Below are 18,382 nucleotides of genomic sequence, written 5' to 3' on the forward strand. Positions count from 1 at the left end.
ATGGCCGCGCCCGCCACTTGCGCCGATCCGGCCGGGCGGGTCCAGGCGAGCTTCGAGCGGCAGAGCATCATGCGGCTGCTCGGCGCGAGCCTGGACGTGGTCGAGCCGGGCAGGGTGGACATCGTGCTGCCGTACCGCGCCGATCTGTGCCAGCAGAACGGTTTCCTGCACGCCGGCATCTCCACCACCATCGCCGATTCGGCCGGCGGCTATGCCGCCTTCAGCCTGTTCCACCCGGGCGAGGACGTGTTGACCTCGGAGTTCAAGATGAACTTCCTGGCGCCCGCCAAGGGCGAGCGCTACGTGGCCAGCGGCCGCGTGGTCAAGCCGGGCAAGCGCCTGTCGATCTGCCAGGTCGAAGTGCATGCCTACGAGGGCGAACAGGCCACGCTTTGCGTGATAGGCTTGCTCACCGCGGTGCGCGTGACGCCGCGTTGAGCCGCTGGCGGCGGCCGTCCGCCGCCAGCCTTGTCGCGCCTTGAACGGGTCCACGGCAATGCCTTCCAAAGAACATCACCGGATATTCCGCAGCAACTGGCTGCGCGCCGCGGTGCTCGGCGCCAACGACGGCATCGTCTCCACCGCGAGCCTCATCACCGGCGTCGCGGCCGCCCAGGCCTCGCACGAGGCGGTGCTGACCTCGGGCCTGGCCGGCCTGGTGGCCGGGGCGCTGTCGATGGCGGCGGGTGAATACGTCTCGGTGCGGTCGCAATCCGATATCGAGGCCGCCGACCTGCGCATGGAGCAGCGTTCGCTCAAGCGCAACTCGGGCGAAGAGCTCGAGGAACTGGTCGAGATCTACGTCGGCCGCGGGCTGTCGCGGGACCTGGCCGAGCAGGTCGCGCGGCAACTGACGCGCCACGACGCGCTTGACGCGCATGCGCGCGACGAACTCGGCATCTCGATCCACAATCGCGCCCGGCCGGTGCAGGCGGCGGTGGCCTCGGCCGCCTCGTTCGCCGGCGGCGCCGCGTTGCCGCTTGCGGTGGCCGCGGTGGTGCCGTTGCCGCAGCTTATCGGCTGGGTGATCGGCGCGTCCGTGGCCTGTCTGGCCTGTCTGGGGGCCCTGGCGGCTGGCGCCGGGGGCGCGCCCAAGGGGCCGGCGGCGGTGCGGGTGACGATATTGGGCGCGCTGGCGATGGCAGTGACGGCTGGCGTCGGCGCCTTGTTCGGCACCGTGGTCTAGGAGTTTCCCGCTCATGCAATACGTCCTGGTCAGCGCCTGTCTGTTGGGCCACCCCGTGCGCTACGACGGCCGCTCGGCGCCGCGAGGCCACGCGATCCTGGCGCGCTGGCTCGATGAAGGCCGGGTCGTGCCAGTCTGTCCGGAGGTGGCGGGTGGCATGCCGATTCCGCGCCCGCCCGCCGAGATCGAGCCGGGCGCCAATGCCGCTGACGTGCTGGGCGGTCGCGCCCGCGTGATGGCGGTGTCGGGCGAGGATGCCACCGTGCCGTTCCTGCGCGGCGCGCACCTGGCGCTGGCCGCTGCGCGCGAGCGCGGCATCCGCATTGCGGTGCTCAAGGAGGGCAGTCCGTCCTGCGGCAGCGGGTATGTCTACGACGGCAGCTTTTCGAGGCAGCGGCGGCCGGGCGTGGGCGTGACCGCGCAATTGCTGGCCGATGCCGGGGTGCGCGTCTTCAGCGAAGGGCAATGGGCGGACGCCGCTGCCTGCCTGGCGCGCCTGGAGGCGGGGCATGGGCTTTAACGTCGGCGACTGGCTGGTCCTGGTAGCCGTGGCGGCCGGCGTACTGTCGGCCTGGCGGCTGATCGCGGGCACCGGCCGCGGGCGCCTGCTGGCGCGGGCCGGGGCGGTGGTGTCGTTGGCGCTGTCGGCGTTCTTCTTCTGGCTCTGGTACGCGCAGTACCTGAAGTGGGATTTCAACGAGCTGGGCCGCTACTACGATCCGGTCGATGGGGTTGTCTACACCGACAGCGGCTTCGTCTGGGTGCTGCCGGCCGCGCTGGCCCTGTTGGCCGGGGCGTTTTTCGCCTGGCGCGGATGGGGCGGCGGGCGCGGTTGAGGGGCGCCATGCACGCGGGCGTCAACGGCCGTGAAAACAACAGGGAGGAGGCCCTGGCGGGGCTCCTCCCTGGCTGACGCGCCGTGGGCGCGATGGTCGTCAGTTGGCCCGGTAACCGCGGCTGTTCATGCAGGAATCCAGCGCGCGGTTGTAGGTGTCCACCATGACCTGGGTGGTCCATTGCGAAATGGTTGCCGGGTCGTAGCCGCTCTGGTTCATGGCCCAGCGCTGGCAGTCGGCCGAGGCGCTGGCCTGCGCCCGGTTGACCGGAGGGGCCGGTTCGTACTGCACCGGAGCGTATTGTGCCGGGGCCTGGTAGACGGGCGGCGCTTCATAGACAGGCGGCGCTTCGTACACGGGCGCCGTGTACACCGGGGGCGGGTAGTAGGCCACGCCCGGGGCGTAGACGCCGGTCTGTACGTAGCTCGGTCCGGAGTTATTGGCCGCCAGGATCAGCCCGGTGGCCGCGAGCGCAAACGCGCCACCAATCCACCAGCCGTTGCCGCCGCCACCGCCGTGGTGATGGTGATAGCCGCCACGATACCCGCCCGCCAGCGCGGGGGAACTTGCCAAGGCCAGTGCCAGCGCGACGCCGACCATACGACCTGTAAACCGCTTCATGATCTTGCTCCTGAGCCGTCGGACGTCCACGTGCTGCGGCGGCCGACGATACCGTACTGTAACGCCGAGGCGACGCAATAGTTGTGTCAAGAATTACGAAGATTTCAAGTGATTTCAGGGGCTTGTGCGGGTCTCGCGCATGAACGGCGAACCATTGGGGTTGTCGCAGGTTTGCGACACACCGGCCTTGAGCCGGACGACCGCCTTGGCGTCGAAGGCCTCGGCATTGCGGTCGTGGGTGGCGTAAGTCTCGTAGCCGGCCTTTTCGACGCACCAGTTCCAGAAGAACTGTTCCGAGCCATGGATGGCCAGCACCTCCACCCGCCATTCATGGCGCGCATCGAAGTCCGCTCGGCCGTCGGCGCCGGTGCGCTGTTCGACTCGGTATCGGTCGTAGCCATAGGGGTAGGCGCCGGCGATCAGCACCACGCGGGCGCCGGCCAGTGGTTGCCCGGCTTCGTCCTGCACAGCGATGGCCGCACGCGGCTGCAGGGTCTTGTAAGTGGGGTAAGGTACACAGCCCGCCAGGGCCGGCAGGAGCACGGCGGCGCAGAAAGCGTGCAGCGGGCGCGATAGTCGGCGCATCAGGATCCTATGTATGCAGGAATGTATGGCAAAAAAGCCGGAATGAGAGTATTTTCACGCGATGACGACGGCAATACCCCCATCTGTACCGCAAGAAAAGCGTTTGACGAAAGGTGAGCGCACCCGGTTGCAACTGCTGGAAGTGGCGGCGGCGGAGTTCGCCGAGCGCGGTTTCCAGCACACCCGGATCAGCGATATTGTTGCCCGCGCGGGGGTGACGCAACCCGTTTTTTACCAGTATTTCGCCAGCAAGCAGGCGGCGTACGATGAGCTCGTGGGCATGTTCGCGCAGCGGTTGCGGCAGGAGGTCTGCCAGGCGCGGCTGTCCGACGACCAGGACCTGCCGGTCGAGGTGCGGGTGCGCCGCGGCGTCAGCAATTGGCTGGCGATCCTGCAAGAGGACCCCAACCTGACGCGCATCGGTTTTTTCCAGGTCGATGCGGCCGAGGCGCTCAAGGACGAGCTGGTCGAGATGATTTCCGAGAACGTGCGCATCGACCAGCGCGCGGGCGTGTTCCGCAAGGACATTCCGCCGGAATGGCTGTCGCACGCGTTCATGGGGGTGATCGAGCGCTTCACGCGCCGCGAGCCCAATGCCGAAGAGCGCGAGGCGCTGGCCGATTTCATCACGGATATGTTCCTGGAAGGCGTGCGCCAGCGCTAGCCGGCGTATCCCGGCCGAGCGGCCGCTGCCGGCGGCCTGCCGGGAACATCTTCGTTCCGCCTATTCGACGCGGGCGCCGGAGGCGGCCACCAGGCCGCCTGTGGCCTCCCAGTCCGCTTTCAGCAACTGCTGGAATTGCGCGGGCGATTTGGCTTCGGCTTCGGCGCCCAGCGCCGCCAGGCGCGCCTGTACTTTGGGATCGGACAGCGCCTGGTTGACGGCGGCGTTGATGCGGTCGCGTTCGGCCGGGGCGATGCCCGCCGGCGCCAGCAATCCGAGCCACGAATCGAAGGCAAACCCGGGCAGGCCGCTCTCGGCCACGGTCGGCAGGTCGGGGGCGAAGCGCGAGCGCTGCTTGCCGGTGTAGGCCAGGAAGGTCACGCGGGGATCGTTGCGGTAGCCGGTGACGCCGATGGTGGCGGCGGTGACGGCCTGCACCCGGCCGGCCAGCAGCTCGGTCACGGCGTCGCCGGTGGACTTCATCGGGATGTGCTGCATCCGCGCGCCGGCGGCCGCCAGCAGCGAGGCCATGCCCAGGTGCGAGGCGCTGCCGTTGCCGGCCGAGGCGTAGTCGTAGGCGTCGGGCTTGGCCTTGACGGCCTGGATGAATTCGGCGGTGTTGGCCACCTTCAGCGTCGAGGACGCCAGCAGGATGTAGCCGGTGTTGCCCAGGTAGGCGACGCCGGTGAAATCCTTGTAGGGGTCGTAGCTCAGGTTCTTGTACAGGTAGCCGGCGATGTGGTGGCTGGCCGCGGCCAGCACCAGCGTGTTGCCGTCGGGAGCCGCGCGCGCCACTTGCGCGGTGCCGACGGTGCCGCCGGCGCCGGCGCGGTTCTCGACCACGATGGACGCATCCAGGGCGCTGCCGAGTTCGTCGCTGATGGCGCGGGCGATGGTGTCCTGCACCGCGCCGGTGCCGTACGGCACGACGATGCGCACGACGCGCGATTCGGCGTGCGCGGCGCCGCTGCAGGCGGCCAGCGCCAGCAAGGCGGCGCCGAGGCGGACACGGGCGCCGCGCAGGGCCGGCAAGGTCGCGCGGGCGGCGCGCTCGGCGATAGAGATGAAGCGATCAGGCATGAGGCGGAAAATGTCATCGAGGGATGCGGGGCGTTGGACTCTACCGTTCGCGGCGGCGCGCGCCAACGATTGATTCCCGAGTTGCTTATTGCCCGTGGCCATAACGCGCGGACGGGCGCTGCAGCGCGGCCGGGTGGATATACTCGCTAGCGCCATCAGCCAACACCCGACGACGACGCAAGGGAAAACAATGAACGCGCTCATGCAGCAGGCGATCCAGTTCGCCAACGACCACGAAACCGCCTGGGACCGCAGCGTCAACGGGGTCTTCGGCGTGCACCAGAACGATCCGCCGCCCTGGAACCGCCTGCTGGGCCCGCTGCACGACCGGGGCCCGGTGTCGGGCGTGGTGCTGCGCGAGGGCCGCGAGATCGCCGCGTGGGGCGATCCCGACCGCGCCGACCTGACCTTCAGCGTGGCCAAGCTGTACCTGGCGATCCTGGCCGGGTTGGCGCACGACCGCGGCGTGCTGCCGGACGTCGACGAGCCGGTGGGCAAGCGCGTGCCCGGCATCGGCTTCGATCATGGACGCAACGCCGACATCACCTGGCGTCATCTGCTGCAGCAGACCAGCGAATGGGAAGGCGAGCGCTTCGGCGTCTCCGACCAGGCCGACCGCTATCGCGCCGTCACCTTCGGCGTGCCGCCCGACGGCAAAAAGGGCGAGGCCCGTCCCTTGCAGGCGCCGGGCACGTACTGGGAATACAACGACGTGCGCATCAACCAACTGTCGTATGCGCTGCTGCACTTGTTCCGCAGGCCCTTGCCCGAGGTGTTCCGCGAGGCCGTCACGCGGCCGCTGGGCGCCAGCGAGAACTGGCAGTGGGTCGGCTACGACAACGCCTGGGTCGAGATCGACGGCCAGCGCATGCCGTCGGTGCCGGGCGGCTCGCACTGGGGCGGCGGCATGTCGATCAGCGCCCGCGACCAGGCGCTGATCGGCCAGATGCTGCTGAACCAGGGCCGCGCGGCCGACGGCCGCCAGGTGCTGTCGCCGGAATGGATCAACGCCATGCGCCAGCCCTGCGCGATCGCGCCGTACTATGGCTACCTGATCTGGCTGAACCACGAGGGCCGCGTGTTTCCGAGCGTGCCAGCGTCCAGTTTCTTCGGCGTGGGCGCGGGCAGTTCGTTCACCTGGGTCGAGCCCGAACGCAAACTGGTGGCGATCGTGCGCTGGCTCGATTCGGCGCACGCGGACGCGCTGTTCGGCAGGATCCTGGCGGCGGTGGACGCCCAGCCGGCCTGACACGCCGCCGGCGCGTCGCCGGTGGAGTCCCTGCCCGGGGCAGGGATTTTCAGCGGCATGCCGGCCGGCTTCTGGCAACATGACCCTTTGCCCCGCCGCGCCCCGGGCGCGCCGCACCGCTTCCTGTTTCGCTTCCCCCGCGCACCCCGCGCGCCGACCAAGGATTTCGCCATGAACTACCGCCGTCTCGGATCAAGCAACCTTCGCGTATCCCCCCTGTGCCTGGGCACCATGATGTTCGGCGAGCAGACGCCCGATGACGAGGCCGCCCGCATCGTCGCATCCGCGCGCGACCACGGCCTGAATTTCATCGACACCGCCGACGTCTACAACGACGGCCGTTCCGAGCAAGTGGTGGGCAAGCTGCTGCAAGGGCAGCGCCACGACTGGGTGCTGGCCAGCAAGATCGGCAACGTGGTGGGCAAGGGCCCGAACCAGTCGCACTATTCGCGCCAGTGGCTGATCCGCGGCGTGGAGCAGAGCCTGGCGCGGCTGGGCACGGATTTCCTGGACATCCTGTACCTGCACCGCGACTACCACGAGGAAAACCTGGAAGAAGCGCTGTGGGCGCTGGGCGACCTGATCCGCGCCGGCAAGCTGCGCAGCTTCGGGCTGTCGAACTTCCGCGGCTGGCGCATCGCCGAAACCCTGCGCCTGTGCGAAAAACTGGGCGTGCCGCAGCCGGTGGTGTGCCAGCCGTACTACAACATGCTCAATCGCGGCCCCGAGGTCGAGATCCTGCCGGCCTGCCAGCACTACGGCCTGGGCGTGGTGCCCTACAGCCCGATCGCGCGCGGCGTGCTCACCGGCAAGTACCTGCCGGGCCAGGCGCCGGCCGCCGACACCCGCGCCGGGCGCGGCGACCGCCGCATCCTGGCCACCGAGTTCCGGGAAGAGTCGTTGCGGATCGCGCAGCGGCTGGTCGAGCACAGCGCTACCCGCGGCGTGCAGCCGGGCCATTTCGCCACCGCCTGGGTGCTGGCCAATCCGATCGTCACCGGCGTCATCGCCGGCCCGCGCACGCTGGCGCAAATGGACGATTACTACGCCGCGCTGGACGTCACCATCACGCCCGAGGACGAGGCGCTGGTGGATAGCTGGGTCACGCCGGGCCACGCCTCGACCCACGGCTACAACGATCCCAACTATCCGTTCCACGGCCGTCCGGTCACAGTGGCCTGACGGCGGGCAGGGGCGGCGCGTGGCGCCGCCCGCGCGCCGGTTAGGCCTTGCGCAGGGTCGCGCTGGCCGGCGGGGCCAGCCCGTCCTGCGCCGCGGTGCGCCCGCCGCGCCCGATCAGCCAGGCGCACAACGCCGACACCACGCCCGAGAACAGCACGTACAGGCAGATCAGCCACGGCTGGCCATTGCCGGTCTTGAGCAGCGCGGTGGCGATGATGGGCGTGATGCCCGAGGCGAAGATGCCCGAGAACTGGTAGACGAACGAGATGCCGGTGTAGCGCACCTTGGCGTCGAACAGCTCGCAGAACAGCGCGGCCTCGGGCCCGTAGACGGCGGCGTAGAAGATGCCGAACGGAATGATGATGGCCAGCCACACCAGCATCACGCTGCCCTGGCTGTTGAGCATCAGCCAGAAGCCGGGGAAGGCGACCACCGCCGTGACCAGCGAGCCCCAGAAATACACCCGCGTGCGCCCGATGCGGTCGGACAGCCGGCCGAAGTAGGGGATGGTGAAGCACATCACCAGCGCCGCCGCCATCACCCCGGTCAGCGCTTCCGTGCGCGTGATCTGCAATGTCTGGGTCAGGTACGAGATCGAGAACACGCCGAAAACGTTGAAGAACACGCCGTCGATGTAGCGCGCGCCCATGCCCTTGGCGACGTTGCCGGGATAGCGGCGGATCATGTCCATGAACGGAATGCGGCTTTCGGCGTTGTCGCGCTTGACCGCGGTGAACTCGGGCGTTTCCTTGATGTTCAGGCGGATGTACATGCCGACCCCGACCATCGCGGCCGACGCCAGGAATGCCAGGCGCCAGCCCCAGGCCATGAACTGCGCGTCGGTCAGCAGCGTCGACAGCAGCGCCACCGTGCCGGACGCCAGGCACAGGCCGATCGCCAGGCCGATCTGCGGCAGCGACGCATAGAAGCCCTTCTTGTCGGGCGGGGCGTATTCGTAGGCCATCAGCACCGCGCCGCCCCATTCGCCGCCCAGCCCGATGCCCTGGAACACGCGCAACAGCAGCAGCAGGATCGGCGCCCAGAGGCCGATGCTGTCATAGGTGGGCACCAGGCCGATCAGGAAGGTCGACACGCCCATGATCATCAGCGTCACCACCAGCATGCTCTTTCGGCCGATGCGGTCGCCGAAATGCCCGAACACCAGCCCGCCCAGCGGCCGGGTGATGAAGCCCACCGCAAAGGTGGTGTAGGCCAGCATGGTCGAGATGAGCGGGTCGCCGGTGGGGAAGTACAGCTTGTTGAACACGATGCCGGCGACTACGCCGTACAGGAAGAAGTCGTACCACTCGATGGTGGCGCCGATCAGCGACGCGGCGACGACTTTTCTCACCGCGGTTTCGTTCTGCTTGGCCATGCCTGTCTCCTTTGGGGGAAGCGGGCGGCGCTCTGCGGCGCCGCTCCGCGGGTTGCGGTCAGCTCATGTCATGCCGCCTGTTGCAATGCCGGTTGCGCCTGCGCGCGCGGCCGCGCCGCGTGCAGGTCCTGCAGGATGAAGTCGGCCGCGCGCTCGGCCAGCATCACCACCGGCACGTTGGTGTTGCCCGAGACCAGCGTCGGCATGATGGAGCAATCCACCACCCGCAGCCCGCTCACGCCGTGCACCCGCAGGCGCTCGTCGACCACGGCCATGGGGTCCTCGCGCGGCCCCATTTTTGCGGTGCCCGACGGGTGGAAGATGGTGGCGCCGTACTCGCGGCAGAAGTGCAGGATCTCGTCGTCGCTCCGCACCTCGGGCCCGGGCCGGAATTCGCGCTTCATCAGGCCGGCCAGCGGTTCGGTGGCGGCCAGCCGGCGCGCGTACTTGACCGCCGCCACCGTCATGCGCCGGTCCAGCTCGGTGGACAGGTAGTTGGGCTGCATGGCGGGCGCCTCGAACGGATCGGCACTGCGCAGCCGCACCGTGCCGCGCGAGGACGGCCGCAATTGGCACACCGAATAGGTGCAGCCCGAGAACGGATGCACCTTGCCGCCGGCCATGTCGGCCGACAGCGTGGCGAAATGGAACTGGGTGTCGGGCGTGGCGCTGGCCGGATCGACGCGGCAGAACAGGCCGCCCTGGTTGATGCCCACCGCCAGCGGCCCGCCGCGGAACAGCAGCCATTGCAGCCCCATCGCGGCGCGGCCGTGCAGCGTGCGCAGTTGGTCGTTGGTGGTGATGGGGCGGCGCGTCTCGTAGATGAGGCGGATCTGCAGGTGGTCCTGCAGGTTCTCGCCCACGCCGGGCAGGTCGCGCACCACGCCGATGCCGAAGCGGCGCAGCAACGCGGCCGGCCCTACGCCCGACAGTTGCAGCAGTTGCGGCGATTGCAGCGCGCCGGCGCACAGGATCACCTCGCGGCGGGCGCGCAGCGTGCGCACCTGGCCGTCCTGGCGGTAGCGCACGCCGCAGGCGCGGCTGCCCTCGAACAGCACCGCCATCGTGTGCGCGCCGGTCTCGACACGCAGGTTGGCGCGGCCGCGTGCCGGGCGCAGATAGGCCACCGCGGTGGAGCAACGGCGGCCATTGCGGGTGGTGAGCTGGTAGTAGCCCACTCCTTCCTGGTCGCCGTTGTTGAAGTCGGTCACGTGTGGCAGGCCGAGCGCGCGCGCCGCGCCGATCAGGCCTTCGACCAGCGGGTGCGGCGTCTTGATGGAGGTGGCGTTCAGGGGGCCTTCGGTGCCGCGCGTGGCGCCCGGGCCGAGGTCATTGTTCTCGAGCTTGCGGAAGTAGGGCAGGCATTCCTCCCAGCTCCAGCCCGGGTTGCCGGCGGCGACCCAGGCATCGTAGTCCTGGCGCTGGCCGCGGATGTAGATCAGGCCGTTGATGGCGCTGGAACCGCCCAGCGTGCGGCCGCGCGGCCAGTAGATGCGGCGGTCCAGCATGTTGGGGTCGGGCTCGGTGTAGTAGCCCCAGTTCAGCACCTTGTGAAACATGGTCTTGCCGTAGCCGATGGGGAGGTGGATCCACGGCGAGCGGTCCGGCGGTCCCGCCTCCAGCAGGCACACGCTGTGCTGGCCATTGGCGCTCAAGCGGTTCGCCAGCACGCAGCCGGCGGAACCGGCCCCCACCACGATGTAGTCCACGGCATCGGACATGTCTGTTTCCTCCTTGGCCTGGCCGTGCCGTGACGCGGGGAGTCCCTCGTCCGGACGGCGCGTTTACCCTGCTTGCCGCATCGCCGCGCACTTATATACTGGCCTGATGCGAGGGGGGCGCGGCGACGCGCAAAGGTTCCGTATCTGTGGCGATTCTAGGAAGCCGCCACGGGAAAGAAAGCGCGGCAAGCGCGGGAACGGCGAAATGGCACAGAACATGGATCTTCGGTTTCAAAATCGCAGTGCAGCATCGGCGCGGAGGCACGACGCCGACGAGCCGCAGGATGCCGCGCGTTCGCTGCGCGCGCTGCTGGTGCTGGACTACCTGGCCCGCGCCCAGCATCCGCCCACGCTGGCGCAACTGGCGCAGCGCCTGGACATGCCCAAGTCCACCTTGATGCGTTTGCTGGCGGCCATGCAGCGCGCCGGTTTTGTCGCCGCCACGCCCACTGAAAACGGCTTCGTGCCGGGGCCGCAGGCCACCGCGCTGGCGCTGGCGACGCTGCACGCCTCGGCCTTCACGCGCGCCTGCCGCGCGGTGCTGGCGCAACTGGTCGGCAAGCTGGGTGAAACCTGCAATCTCACCGCGCCCGACGGCGACCAGGTGATCTACATGGAGCGGGTCGAGACCACCGAACCGCTGCGCCTGTTCTTCGCCGTCGGCAGCCACGTGCCGATGCATTGCACCGCCAGCGGCAAGCTGTTCCTGGCGTCGATGAACCGGCTCGAACGCGGCCGGGTGCTGGCGCGCCTGCCGCTGACGCGCAACACGCCGCGCACGCTGACCGATCCGGCGCGGCTGGAAGACGAACTGGAACGGTTGGCCGCGCGCGGCATCGGCATCGACAACGAGGAGTTCGTGCGCGGCATGAGCGCGGTGGCGGTGCCGGTGCGCGACGCGCAGGACCGCGTGGTGGCGGCGGTGGCGTGCCATGCGCCCACCGCGCGGCTGATGCTCGACGACCTGCTGCGCGCGGTGCCGGTCTTGCAGGGCGCGGCGCAGTCCATGAGCGCGGTGCTGGCGGGGCACCGGCCGGGCGGTTGAGGGCGCCGCGCCGCGAACCCCTAGCCCGGCAGCGCGGCCGCCCGCCGCCAAGCCAGCGCCAGCACCGCCGCCGCGCCTGTCGTCAACGCCGCCAGCATCGCGACCGGTCCGGCCATGTCGAGCAGGATCCCGGCCGCCAGCGGCGCGGCGATGCGCGTCAGTGCGAACACGCTGGACTGGATGCCGTAGTCCAGCGCCTGCAGGCCCGGCCTGGCATGCGACATCATCAGGCCGAACGCCAGGGCGGCGGTGGCGCCCATGGCCGCGGCCACCATCATGGCGCAGGCCGCCAGCACGGCCGGCGCCGCGTTCAGGCCGATTGCCAGCGTCAACGCCAGCAACGCGGCGGCCCCGGCGCCGGCATGCAGCCGCACCGCGCGGCCCGCGCCCAGGCGCTTGAGCAGCCGCGCGCCCGCGATGCTGGCCACGGCGCCCACCGCGCCGCCCGCGACGCCGACCAGCCAGGCCACGCGTTGCGGCGCCAGCCCCTGGTCCAGCAGCAGCGGCTTCAGATAGAACCAGCCGGCGCCGATGAAGGGGAACAGCAGAGCCAGCAGCGGCAGCCAGCGGCGGCTGGCGGGCAGGCGCAGGTAAGCGATGGCGTGGCGCGTGGTCGAGGTGGTGTCGGCGGCTTGCGGGGGCGAGCGGGGTTGCCCCTTTGTTTCATCCAGTGTCGCCGCGTCGTTCGTGTCGAGGTGTTCGTCGCGCGAGGCAATCGCGCCGTCGTCGGCTCGCCCGGCATCCATGCTCTCCCGCAGCAGCAAGGTCAGCGCCGCGCCCAGCGCCAGCGCGCCCGCCATGATCAGGAACGGCGCCTGCCAGCCCCAGCGCGCCTGCGCCAGCAGCATCAGGCCGCCGCCGGCGATGGCGCCCAGGCACAGCGCCATCGAGCGGATGCCGCCCGCCGAGGCGCGGCCGGCCGCAGGCAGCACGCGGATCGCCAGCGCGTTGACGGGCACGTCGGCCCAGGTGCCGGCGAGCGCGGCGGCGGCCGCCAGCGCGAACAGCGTAACGCCATCATTTAGCAGGTCGCGCCAGCCCAGCGCCAGCAGCACGGCGGCGTAGGCCAGCAGCAGCGCCACCGTCCAGCGCCGGTAGCCGCCATGGCGCGCGCCGCGCCGGTCCAGCGGCATCGCCAGCAGGAACTTGAACACGGTCGGCAGGCTGGCCAGCTGGAACAGGCCCAGGGCGGTGCCGGACCAGCCGTGCTGGCGCAGCACCAGCGGCAGCCCCAGCCACAGATAGACGCCCGGCGCGGTCAGCGCCAGGTTGAGCCAGCCGAACAGGGCCTGGGCCAGGCCGTGGCGCAGGCGCGGCGTCATGGCGCGGTCCGGCGCGCCGACAGCACATGCAGCGGCGCCAGCGGAAAGCGGTCGGAATCGAAGCCGCGCACGTCGGCGAAGCCGGCGGCGCGCAGCGCTTGCGCCAACTGGCCCTGGCGCGTCACGCGCCGCCCCAGCAGCAGCATCGGCAGGTAATAGCGCAACACGCGCGCGGCGGCGTCGGCGTCGTCCGGGACCTCGGCATGCGCCATCACCAGCAGCCCGCCCGGTGCTAGGGCGTCGTGCATCTTGCGGATCGTGGCGGCGGCGTCGGGCACGAAATGCAGCACCGACGAGCACCAGATCAGGTCGTAGCCGGCGCCGATATCGGCCGTGGCCAGGTCGCCGCCCACCGCCACCATGCGCGCCGCCAGCCCGGCGGCGGCGATGTTCTCGCGCGCCACGGCGGCGGTCTCGGGCCAGTCGAACACCACGCCGCTGGCCTGCGGGCGGTCCTGCACCAGCGCGATGCCGATGAGGCCCGGACCGCCGCCCAGGTCGAGGATGCGGCGCGCCGCGTCGGCGCCGGGCACGCAGGCGACCGCCTCGCGCGCCGCCGCCACGGCCAGGGCGCGTTGCTCCTGGCCGATCTGCACGCGCGCCGCGTTGGCCCAGGCGCCGGCCTCGGACGGGGCGGCGGGTGTTGCGGCGGGATCCTGGCGCAACCGTTGCATCAACTGCTCGCCGGACTGCGCCAGCGCGCGGCGCCGGTAGCGCCAGGCGTCGCCGCAGTAGTGGGGCCGTCCCGCCACGAAGTGGTCGCGCGCGGTGACCCCGCAGCGGTAGAGCGGCGGCTCGCCGGCGATGCGGTGCAGCAGGCGCAGGCTCCACAGCAGGTCCAGCAGGTGCTCGGCGGCGGCGGGGCGCAGCGCCAGCGCCTGCGCGACGTGCGCGGCGCTGGCCGGCGCGACCAGGTGCGCGAACAGGTCCAGTTCCAGGGCGGCGTCGAGCGCGGCGGTTTCGACCGGCGCGGCGGCCAGGTCCCAATAGCGTTGCAGGGGCAGGGGGGAAGTCGGCATGGCGTGTTCCTTGTGTTGACGATCAAAGGCGCCAGGTCAGGCGCAGGCCAACTTCGCGCGGCGGGCTGTAGACGGTGACGATGCCGTTCTGGTAGCCCACCGCGTCGTAGCGGCGGTTGGCGAGGTTGTTGACGTAGGCGGCGATTTCCACCTGTCGAACGGTGACGCCGGCGGCCAGGTTGACCAGCGCGTAGCCGTTGCGGCGGTAGCGGTTGGCGGCGTCCAGGTAGACCGGGCCGGTGCCGCTGAGCGAGGCCTGCGCGTACCAGCCGGCGGGGGCGTCGTAGCGCGCGGTCAGGTGGCCGTTCAGGCGCGGCGCGAACGGGTTCTGGTTGCCGCTGTAGTCGTTGGCGCCGTCGCGGAAGTGGCTGAAGCGGGTGCGGTTCAGGCCCAATCCGGTCTGCAACGACCAGCCCCGGCCCAGCAGGTATTCGAGCTCGAATTCCGCCCCGATCGAACGCGCCGACGCGGCGTTGGTGACGTACACCAGGCCCGGCAGCGGCATCTGCTGCACCTGCATGTTGTCGACCGTCATCACGTAGAACGCGGCGGCGTAGCGCAGGCGGTTGCCGGGCAGCCAGCCCTTGGCGCCGATCTCGTACGCGCGCAGCGTTTCCGGCTGGTAGGCGGCGTAGTCCGCCGCTGGCGAAAACACGTTGTAGCCGCCGGCGCGAAAGCCATCCGCGACCGAGGCATAGACCTGCTGGCGCGGCGCGAAGGCGTATTGCAGCGCCAGCTTGGGCGTGACGCGGGTCCAGTCGGCGCGGCGCGCGCTGTCGCCTTGCGACGTGAAGCGCACGGCGTCGCGCTCGACGCGGGCGCCGGCCTCCAGGGTCCAGCGCTCGGCCAGCGGGACGGTCCAGTGGGTGAAGGCGGCGCCGGACTGGCCGCGCAGCCGCACCACGCTTTCGGTCAGGCCGCGCGGCATCTTCTGGGTGTTGCGCAGGTCATGGTCGTCGCCGTCGGCGTACAGCCCCACGAGCCAGTGGGCGCGGCCGAGCGCGCCCTCCAGCCGCAGCTCCTGCGACAGATTGCGGAAATGGTGGTCGCGGGCGATGTGCAGCAGGTCGGCGGGCTGGAAATCGGTGTCCTGCTGCACGCGGTCGCGCAGATCGTTCCAGGCCGTCACCGACGTCAGGCGCAGGCCGTCGTCCAGGTCGTGGCGCAGCGACAGCGAGGCGCTGCGGCCGATGGACCGGTTCCAGCTCGGCGTGCCGGACGCCACGGTGGCGCGCGAGGCCGTGGGCGAGCCCCACAGCGCGGCGCCGTCGCGGTAGTTGATCTGCGCATAGCGCAAGGTGGCGTCGGTGCGCGCCGACGGCGTCCAGCGCAGCGCCAGCTTGCCGTTGCGCAGTTCGCGGTCGTCCTCGCGCCGGCCCGTGTAGGTGTTGTCGATGAAGCCGTCCTGGCCGCGCCAGGCGCCGGCCACGCTGGCGTAGAGCGTGTCGTCGACGATCGGCCCGCTCAGGTCGAAGCGCAGCATGCGCAGGTCGCGGCTGCCCACGGTGGTCGAGACGCTGCCGCGCAGGCTGTCGCCCGGCTGGCGGGTATGGACGTTGATGACGCCGGCTTCCGCGTTGCGGCCATAGAGCGCCGATTGCGGGCCGCGCAGCACTTCGACGCGGTCGATGTCCAGCAACTGGTCGTCGAAGCCCTGCGCCATCAGCGTGGGCACGCCGTCCACCACCAGCAGGGTCGAGGTCGAGAACGAAAAGAAATTGGCCGACAGGCCGCGCATCACGGCCGCATTGACGCCGGCCTGGCCGAACGGCTGGAACGTCAGCCCGGGCGTGATGCGCTGCAGGCCCTCCAGGTCGACGACGCCCTGGCTTTCGAGCATGTCGCCGTCGAACACCGACAGGCTGCCGGGCAGCGATTCGAGGGCGCGTTCCTGCTTGTCGGCGGTGACGGTGATGGCGGGCAGTTGCGCGGCGGCGGCAACCGGCGTTGACGCGGCGGAAGGCGCGGAAGAGTGCGGGGAGGCGGGCGCCGCCGAAGGCACGGCGGGCTGCGCCAGCGCGGCGGGCGTGGCGCAAAGCCACAGCACAACCCAGGCGGCGCGAGGGTGGGGAAGAGGGCGATTCATCGGGATTCCTGTGCAAGCAGTCACGGCGGCCGAACGCGCGGCGCCGTCCCGAAGATGGTATTTCTTTATGCGAACGCCTATCATTAGCATTCATATGCGAACCGGATGGATTCGTATGCATGCCGGCGCAGCCGCGCCTGAGCCGATTTCAGGCACCCGTCCCGGCGCCATCCCGGTTCCGTCCCGCCACCCGTCACCTCCCGTCGAAACCATGTCCCTGCGCATCTCCGCCACGCTCGCCCAACCCGGTCCGGCCGTCCGTCCCGGCTGGTCGCGGCTGGCGCTGCCGGCGGATCTGGGCGAGTGCGTGGCCGACCGCCTGGACCTGGGCGAGGGCCTGGCCCTGGTGCATTCGCAATACACCCCCGTGCGCGACCTGATCGAGGAGAATGCCGCCGCGCATGGCGGGCGCACGCTGGTCATCACGCTGGCCCTGGGCGGCGTCTCGGCCTATCGCGGCGCGGATGGCGCCGAGCTGGATTTCCGCGGCGGCCAGACCACGGTGACCGCCTTCCGCCGTCACCTGGGCGAGCGCCGCTACCTGGGCGGCAGTACCGTCTCGCAACTGCGCCTGCTGGTGGGCGAGGCGGCGCTGCGCCGCTACGCCGGCCATGCCCAGGCCGAAGCGCTGTTCGGCGCCGGCGGCCTGCGGCGGCTGGCGCAGGGCCGCACCAGCGCCGACCTGGCCGCCGTCGCGGCCGAACTGGCGCGGGCCAGCGACCCGCTGGACATCCACATCAAGGCATTGACCCTGTTGTCACGCCAGTTGCGCGCGCTGGCGCCGGCGCCAGCGGCGGGCCGGTTCAGCCAGGCCGACATTGCCCGGCTGGAGCGGGCCCATGCGCTGATGCGCGAACAGATGGATCGCGAACTGACGGTGCAATACCTGTGCCTGGCGACCGGCTTGAATGAATTCAAGCTCAAGCAGGGCTTTCGGGCGCTGTACGGCAACAGCCCGATGCGGCTGCTGACCGAGATGCGCATGCGCCGCGCCTGGGAGTTGCTGGAGACCGGCTGCCAGGTGGCGCAGGCGGCTTACCGGGTCGGCTACCGCCACCCGGCCAATTTCAGCGCTGCGTTTACCCGCTTCCATGGCCGCGCGCCGAAGTCGGTGTTCGGCAAGCGGCGTTGATGCGGCGCGCAACGATGCCGTTGGCCCCTGGCCGCTCTAGTGCGCCACCCGCATCCGCCGCCGCGACACGCTTTCCCACCCGGCCACCAGCATCATGATCAGCGTCGTCAGCCCGCCGACCATCAGGTTGTCGGTGAAGAACGCGATCGGCGCCAGGATGGCCAGCAGCACCAGCCCCGCCACATGCGAGAGCGGGAAGCGGCCATACACCACTGTCTTGTAGATGCCGTTGCCCAGCAGGTACAACGCCGGGCCGCCGAGCAGCGCGGCGGCGGCCGCCGTGACGATGCGGCCGTCCGGGTGCAGGATGACCAGTTCATTGGCCACCGCCGAGACGATCACGCCCGCGATCAGGATCACGTGCACGTAATGGAAGTAGGCCCCAACCCGGCCCGGATCGGCGTGGTGCGCGATGGCCTCGCTGCCGTCCTTGCTGCTGGTGTCGAAATACACCCACCACATCGCCGCCGTGCCCAGGAACGCGGCCAGCAGCGCGATCAGGGTGGGGATGTCCCAGTGCGGGTGCTCGCCCAGCGTCGCGCCGGTGATCAGCAGCGTCTCGCCCAGGGCCACGATCACGAACAACTGGCAGCGCTCGGCCAGGTGGCCGCCCTCGATGGTCCATTCGCGGGTGCTGGAGCGGCCCAGGCCGGGCAGCCAGAAGCCGGCCATGGGCGACAGGTATTCGCAGGCCACCGCCACGATCCACAACGCCAGCCGCGTGTCGCCCGAAGACAGACCGCCGGCGATCCAGAACACCGCCGAGATGCACAGCCAGCCCAGCATGCGGCGGAAATTCGGCGCCAGCGGATGCGACGGCCCCAGGTGCAGCACCACGAACAGCGTGCGGCCCACCTGGATCAGCACGTAGCAGATCGCGAAGATCAGCCCGTTTTCGCCGAAGGCGCCGGGCAGCACGGCGGCGGCCACCAGCCCTAGCAGCATCACGCCGAACAGCATCAGCCGCATCGGTAGCGCGTCGGGATCGAACCAGTTGGTGACCCAGCAGGTGTATTGCCAGCCCAGCCACACCGCGAACCACAGCACCAGCGTGTGCACCGCGCCCATCAGGGTCAGGTCGTGCAGCAGGCTGTGGGATAGTTGAGTGACCGCGAAGACGTAGACCAGGTCGAAGAACAGCTCGACGAAGGTGACACGGGCCTCATGGCCGTCGCGGTGACGCAGCAGATGGGCGCTGGCGAGAAATGGCATGGCGGCGCTTCCTGTCCGGTGGAGGGGGCGTCGCCAGATTACTCCCGGCCTTGCCGGCCAATCGTAA

General features: G+C 70.3%; 18 protein-coding genes. 9 read left to right on the forward strand and 9 right to left on the reverse strand.

The features are described from left to right. The 4 genes from ACUDCK_RS11770 to ACUDCK_RS11785 are packed head-to-tail and all read left to right on the forward strand — an operon-like array spanning position 1 to position 2,022. Positions 1-438 carry a PaaI family thioesterase gene (locus ACUDCK_RS11770; protein WP_175167440.1) on the forward strand — a complete coding sequence of 146 codons (438 nt, stop codon included), beginning with the start codon at positions 1-3 and terminating at the stop codon, positions 436-438. A 58-nt stretch (positions 439-496) separates the two neighbouring features. Next, a complete protein-coding gene (locus ACUDCK_RS11775) occupies positions 497-1,186 on the forward strand; it encodes a VIT1/CCC1 transporter family protein (RefSeq protein ID WP_175167439.1) in 690 nt (229 codons plus the stop codon). A gap of 13 nt (positions 1,187-1,199) precedes the next feature. Further along, on the forward strand, positions 1,200-1,706 hold the full coding sequence (locus ACUDCK_RS11780) for a DUF523 domain-containing protein (protein ID WP_175167438.1): 507 nt from the start codon (positions 1,200-1,202) through the stop codon (positions 1,704-1,706). Beyond that, a complete protein-coding gene (locus tag ACUDCK_RS11785) occupies positions 1,696-2,022 on the forward strand; it encodes a hypothetical protein (protein ID WP_054502790.1) in 327 nt (108 codons plus the stop codon). Before ACUDCK_RS11780 ends, ACUDCK_RS11785 begins: the two co-directional genes overlap by 11 nt. Before the next feature lie 99 nt (positions 2,023-2,121). On the opposite strand, the gene ACUDCK_RS11790 is transcribed toward ACUDCK_RS11785, so the two are convergent. Beyond that, positions 2,122-2,643: a hypothetical protein gene (locus ACUDCK_RS11790; RefSeq protein WP_064524484.1), complete on the reverse strand. Its 522-nt coding sequence runs from the start codon at positions 2,641-2,643 to the stop codon at positions 2,122-2,124. Positions 2,644-2,757: 114 nt separating this feature from the next. Beyond that, entirely contained in the window at positions 2,758-3,228 is a 471-nt protein-coding gene (locus ACUDCK_RS11795) for a hypothetical protein (protein ID WP_064524485.1), read from the reverse strand. A gap of 103 nt (positions 3,229-3,331) precedes the next feature. Here ACUDCK_RS11795 and ACUDCK_RS11800 point away from each other — a divergent pair, with 103 nt between their 5' ends. Continuing rightward, on the forward strand, positions 3,332-3,892 hold the full coding sequence (locus ACUDCK_RS11800) for a TetR/AcrR family transcriptional regulator (RefSeq protein WP_231132919.1): 561 nt from the start codon (positions 3,332-3,334) through the stop codon (positions 3,890-3,892). Positions 3,893-3,952: 60 nt separating this feature from the next. Here the strand turns inward: ACUDCK_RS11800 and ACUDCK_RS11805 are convergent, their stop codons facing one another. Beyond that, a complete protein-coding gene (locus tag ACUDCK_RS11805) occupies positions 3,953-4,972 on the reverse strand; it encodes a tripartite tricarboxylate transporter substrate-binding protein (RefSeq protein WP_244976896.1) in 1,020 nt (339 codons plus the stop codon). 190 nt (positions 4,973-5,162) lie between these two features. Here ACUDCK_RS11805 and ACUDCK_RS11810 point away from each other — a divergent pair, with 190 nt between their 5' ends. Continuing rightward, the gene (locus tag ACUDCK_RS11810) at positions 5,163-6,221 is read left to right on the forward strand and encodes a serine hydrolase domain-containing protein (protein ID WP_175167437.1); all 1,059 of its coding nucleotides are present in this window, start codon (positions 5,163-5,165) and stop codon (positions 6,219-6,221) included. Between the two features lie 171 nt (positions 6,222-6,392). Beyond that, entirely contained in the window at positions 6,393-7,403 is a 1,011-nt protein-coding gene (locus tag ACUDCK_RS11815; RefSeq protein ID WP_054502886.1) for an aldo/keto reductase, read from the forward strand. Between the two features lie 40 nt (positions 7,404-7,443). On the opposite strand, the gene ACUDCK_RS11820 is transcribed toward ACUDCK_RS11815, so the two are convergent. Together ACUDCK_RS11820 and ACUDCK_RS11825 are read right to left on the reverse strand one after the other, a co-directional pair. Further along, entirely contained in the window at positions 7,444-8,778 is a 1,335-nt protein-coding gene (locus tag ACUDCK_RS11820; RefSeq protein WP_064524488.1) for an MFS transporter, read from the reverse strand. A 68-nt stretch (positions 8,779-8,846) separates the two neighbouring features. Continuing rightward, the gene (locus ACUDCK_RS11825) at positions 8,847-10,499 is read right to left on the reverse strand and encodes a GMC family oxidoreductase (RefSeq protein ID WP_175167436.1); all 1,653 of its coding nucleotides are present in this window, start codon (positions 10,497-10,499) and stop codon (positions 8,847-8,849) included. A 205-nt stretch (positions 10,500-10,704) separates the two neighbouring features. On the opposite strand from ACUDCK_RS11825, the gene ACUDCK_RS11830 reads away from it, so the two are divergent. Beyond that, positions 10,705-11,544, forward strand: a complete 840-nt coding sequence (locus ACUDCK_RS11830; RefSeq protein WP_175167435.1) for an IclR family transcriptional regulator — start codon at positions 10,705-10,707, stop codon at positions 11,542-11,544. Between the two features lie 20 nt (positions 11,545-11,564). On the opposite strand, the gene ACUDCK_RS11835 is transcribed toward ACUDCK_RS11830, so the two are convergent. Genes ACUDCK_RS11835 through ACUDCK_RS11845 form a run of 3 tightly spaced genes read right to left on the reverse strand, consistent with a single transcriptional unit; the run spans position 11,565 to position 15,971 of the window. Then, positions 11,565-12,866: an MFS transporter gene (locus ACUDCK_RS11835; protein WP_175167434.1), complete on the reverse strand. Its 1,302-nt coding sequence runs from the start codon at positions 12,864-12,866 to the stop codon at positions 11,565-11,567. Then, complete coding sequence (locus tag ACUDCK_RS11840; protein WP_144658119.1) at positions 12,863-13,885, reverse strand: class I SAM-dependent methyltransferase; 1,023 nt, start codon at positions 13,883-13,885, stop codon at positions 12,863-12,865. The genes ACUDCK_RS11835 and ACUDCK_RS11840 overlap by 4 nt, the downstream gene beginning before the upstream one ends. A 22-nt stretch (positions 13,886-13,907) precedes the next feature. Further along, positions 13,908-15,971: a TonB-dependent receptor gene (locus ACUDCK_RS11845; protein WP_175167433.1), complete on the reverse strand. Its 2,064-nt coding sequence runs from the start codon at positions 15,969-15,971 to the stop codon at positions 13,908-13,910. 211 nt (positions 15,972-16,182) lie between these two features. Between ACUDCK_RS11845 and ACUDCK_RS11850 the strand changes: the two genes are divergently transcribed. Further along, positions 16,183-17,103, forward strand: a complete 921-nt coding sequence (locus tag ACUDCK_RS11850) for a helix-turn-helix transcriptional regulator (RefSeq protein WP_175167432.1) — start codon at positions 16,183-16,185, stop codon at positions 17,101-17,103. Between the two features lie 36 nt (positions 17,104-17,139). On the opposite strand, the gene ACUDCK_RS11855 is transcribed toward ACUDCK_RS11850, so the two are convergent. Then, positions 17,140-18,315 carry a low temperature requirement protein A gene (locus tag ACUDCK_RS11855; protein ID WP_175167431.1) on the reverse strand — a complete coding sequence of 392 codons (1,176 nt, stop codon included), beginning with the start codon at positions 18,313-18,315 and terminating at the stop codon, positions 17,140-17,142. Positions 18,316-18,382: the final 67 nt, after the last annotated feature.

The sequence above is a fragment of the Achromobacter sp. CF-sbj1-Ac2-l genome (genome assembly GCF_052698165.1).

What these genes read in the sequence shown, in the direction of transcription:
- ACUDCK_RS11790 (WP_064524484.1), bottom strand. Translation starts at nt 2,643, where the DNA reads ATGAAGCGGTTTACAGGTCGTATGGTCGGCGTCGCGCTGGCACTGGCC.
- ACUDCK_RS11855 (WP_175167431.1), bottom strand. Translation starts at nt 18,315, where the DNA reads ATGCCATTTCTCGCCAGCGCCCATCTGCTGCGTCACCGCGACGGCCAT.
- ACUDCK_RS11780 (WP_175167438.1), top strand. Translation starts at nt 1,200, where the DNA reads ATGCAATACGTCCTGGTCAGCGCCTGTCTGTTGGGCCACCCCGTGCGC.
- ACUDCK_RS11795 (WP_064524485.1), bottom strand. Translation starts at nt 3,228, where the DNA reads ATGCGCCGACTATCGCGCCCGCTGCACGCTTTCTGCGCCGCCGTGCTC.
- ACUDCK_RS11845 (WP_175167433.1), bottom strand. Translation starts at nt 15,971, where the DNA reads ATGAATCGCCCTCTTCCCCACCCTCGCGCCGCCTGGGTTGTGCTGTGG.
- ACUDCK_RS11820 (WP_064524488.1), bottom strand. Translation starts at nt 8,778, where the DNA reads ATGGCCAAGCAGAACGAAACCGCGGTGAGAAAAGTCGTCGCCGCGTCG.
- ACUDCK_RS11815 (WP_054502886.1), top strand. Translation starts at nt 6,393, where the DNA reads ATGAACTACCGCCGTCTCGGATCAAGCAACCTTCGCGTATCCCCCCTG.
- ACUDCK_RS11825 (WP_175167436.1), bottom strand. Translation starts at nt 10,499, where the DNA reads ATGTCCGATGCCGTGGACTACATCGTGGTGGGGGCCGGTTCCGCCGGC.
- ACUDCK_RS11785 (WP_054502790.1), top strand. Translation starts at nt 1,696, where the DNA reads ATGGGCTTTAACGTCGGCGACTGGCTGGTCCTGGTAGCCGTGGCGGCC.
- ACUDCK_RS11810 (WP_175167437.1), top strand. Translation starts at nt 5,163, where the DNA reads ATGAACGCGCTCATGCAGCAGGCGATCCAGTTCGCCAACGACCACGAA.
- ACUDCK_RS11770 (WP_175167440.1), top strand. Translation starts at nt 1, where the DNA reads ATGGCCGCGCCCGCCACTTGCGCCGATCCGGCCGGGCGGGTCCAGGCG.
- ACUDCK_RS11805 (WP_244976896.1), bottom strand. Translation starts at nt 4,972, where the DNA reads ATGCCTGATCGCTTCATCTCTATCGCCGAGCGCGCCGCCCGCGCGACC.
- ACUDCK_RS11840 (WP_144658119.1), bottom strand. Translation starts at nt 13,885, where the DNA reads ATGCCGACTTCCCCCCTGCCCCTGCAACGCTATTGGGACCTGGCCGCC.
- ACUDCK_RS11830 (WP_175167435.1), top strand. Translation starts at nt 10,705, where the DNA reads ATGGCACAGAACATGGATCTTCGGTTTCAAAATCGCAGTGCAGCATCG.
- ACUDCK_RS11850 (WP_175167432.1), top strand. Translation starts at nt 16,183, where the DNA reads ATGTCCCTGCGCATCTCCGCCACGCTCGCCCAACCCGGTCCGGCCGTC.
- ACUDCK_RS11775 (WP_175167439.1), top strand. Translation starts at nt 497, where the DNA reads ATGCCTTCCAAAGAACATCACCGGATATTCCGCAGCAACTGGCTGCGC.
- ACUDCK_RS11835 (WP_175167434.1), bottom strand. Translation starts at nt 12,866, where the DNA reads ATGACGCCGCGCCTGCGCCACGGCCTGGCCCAGGCCCTGTTCGGCTGG.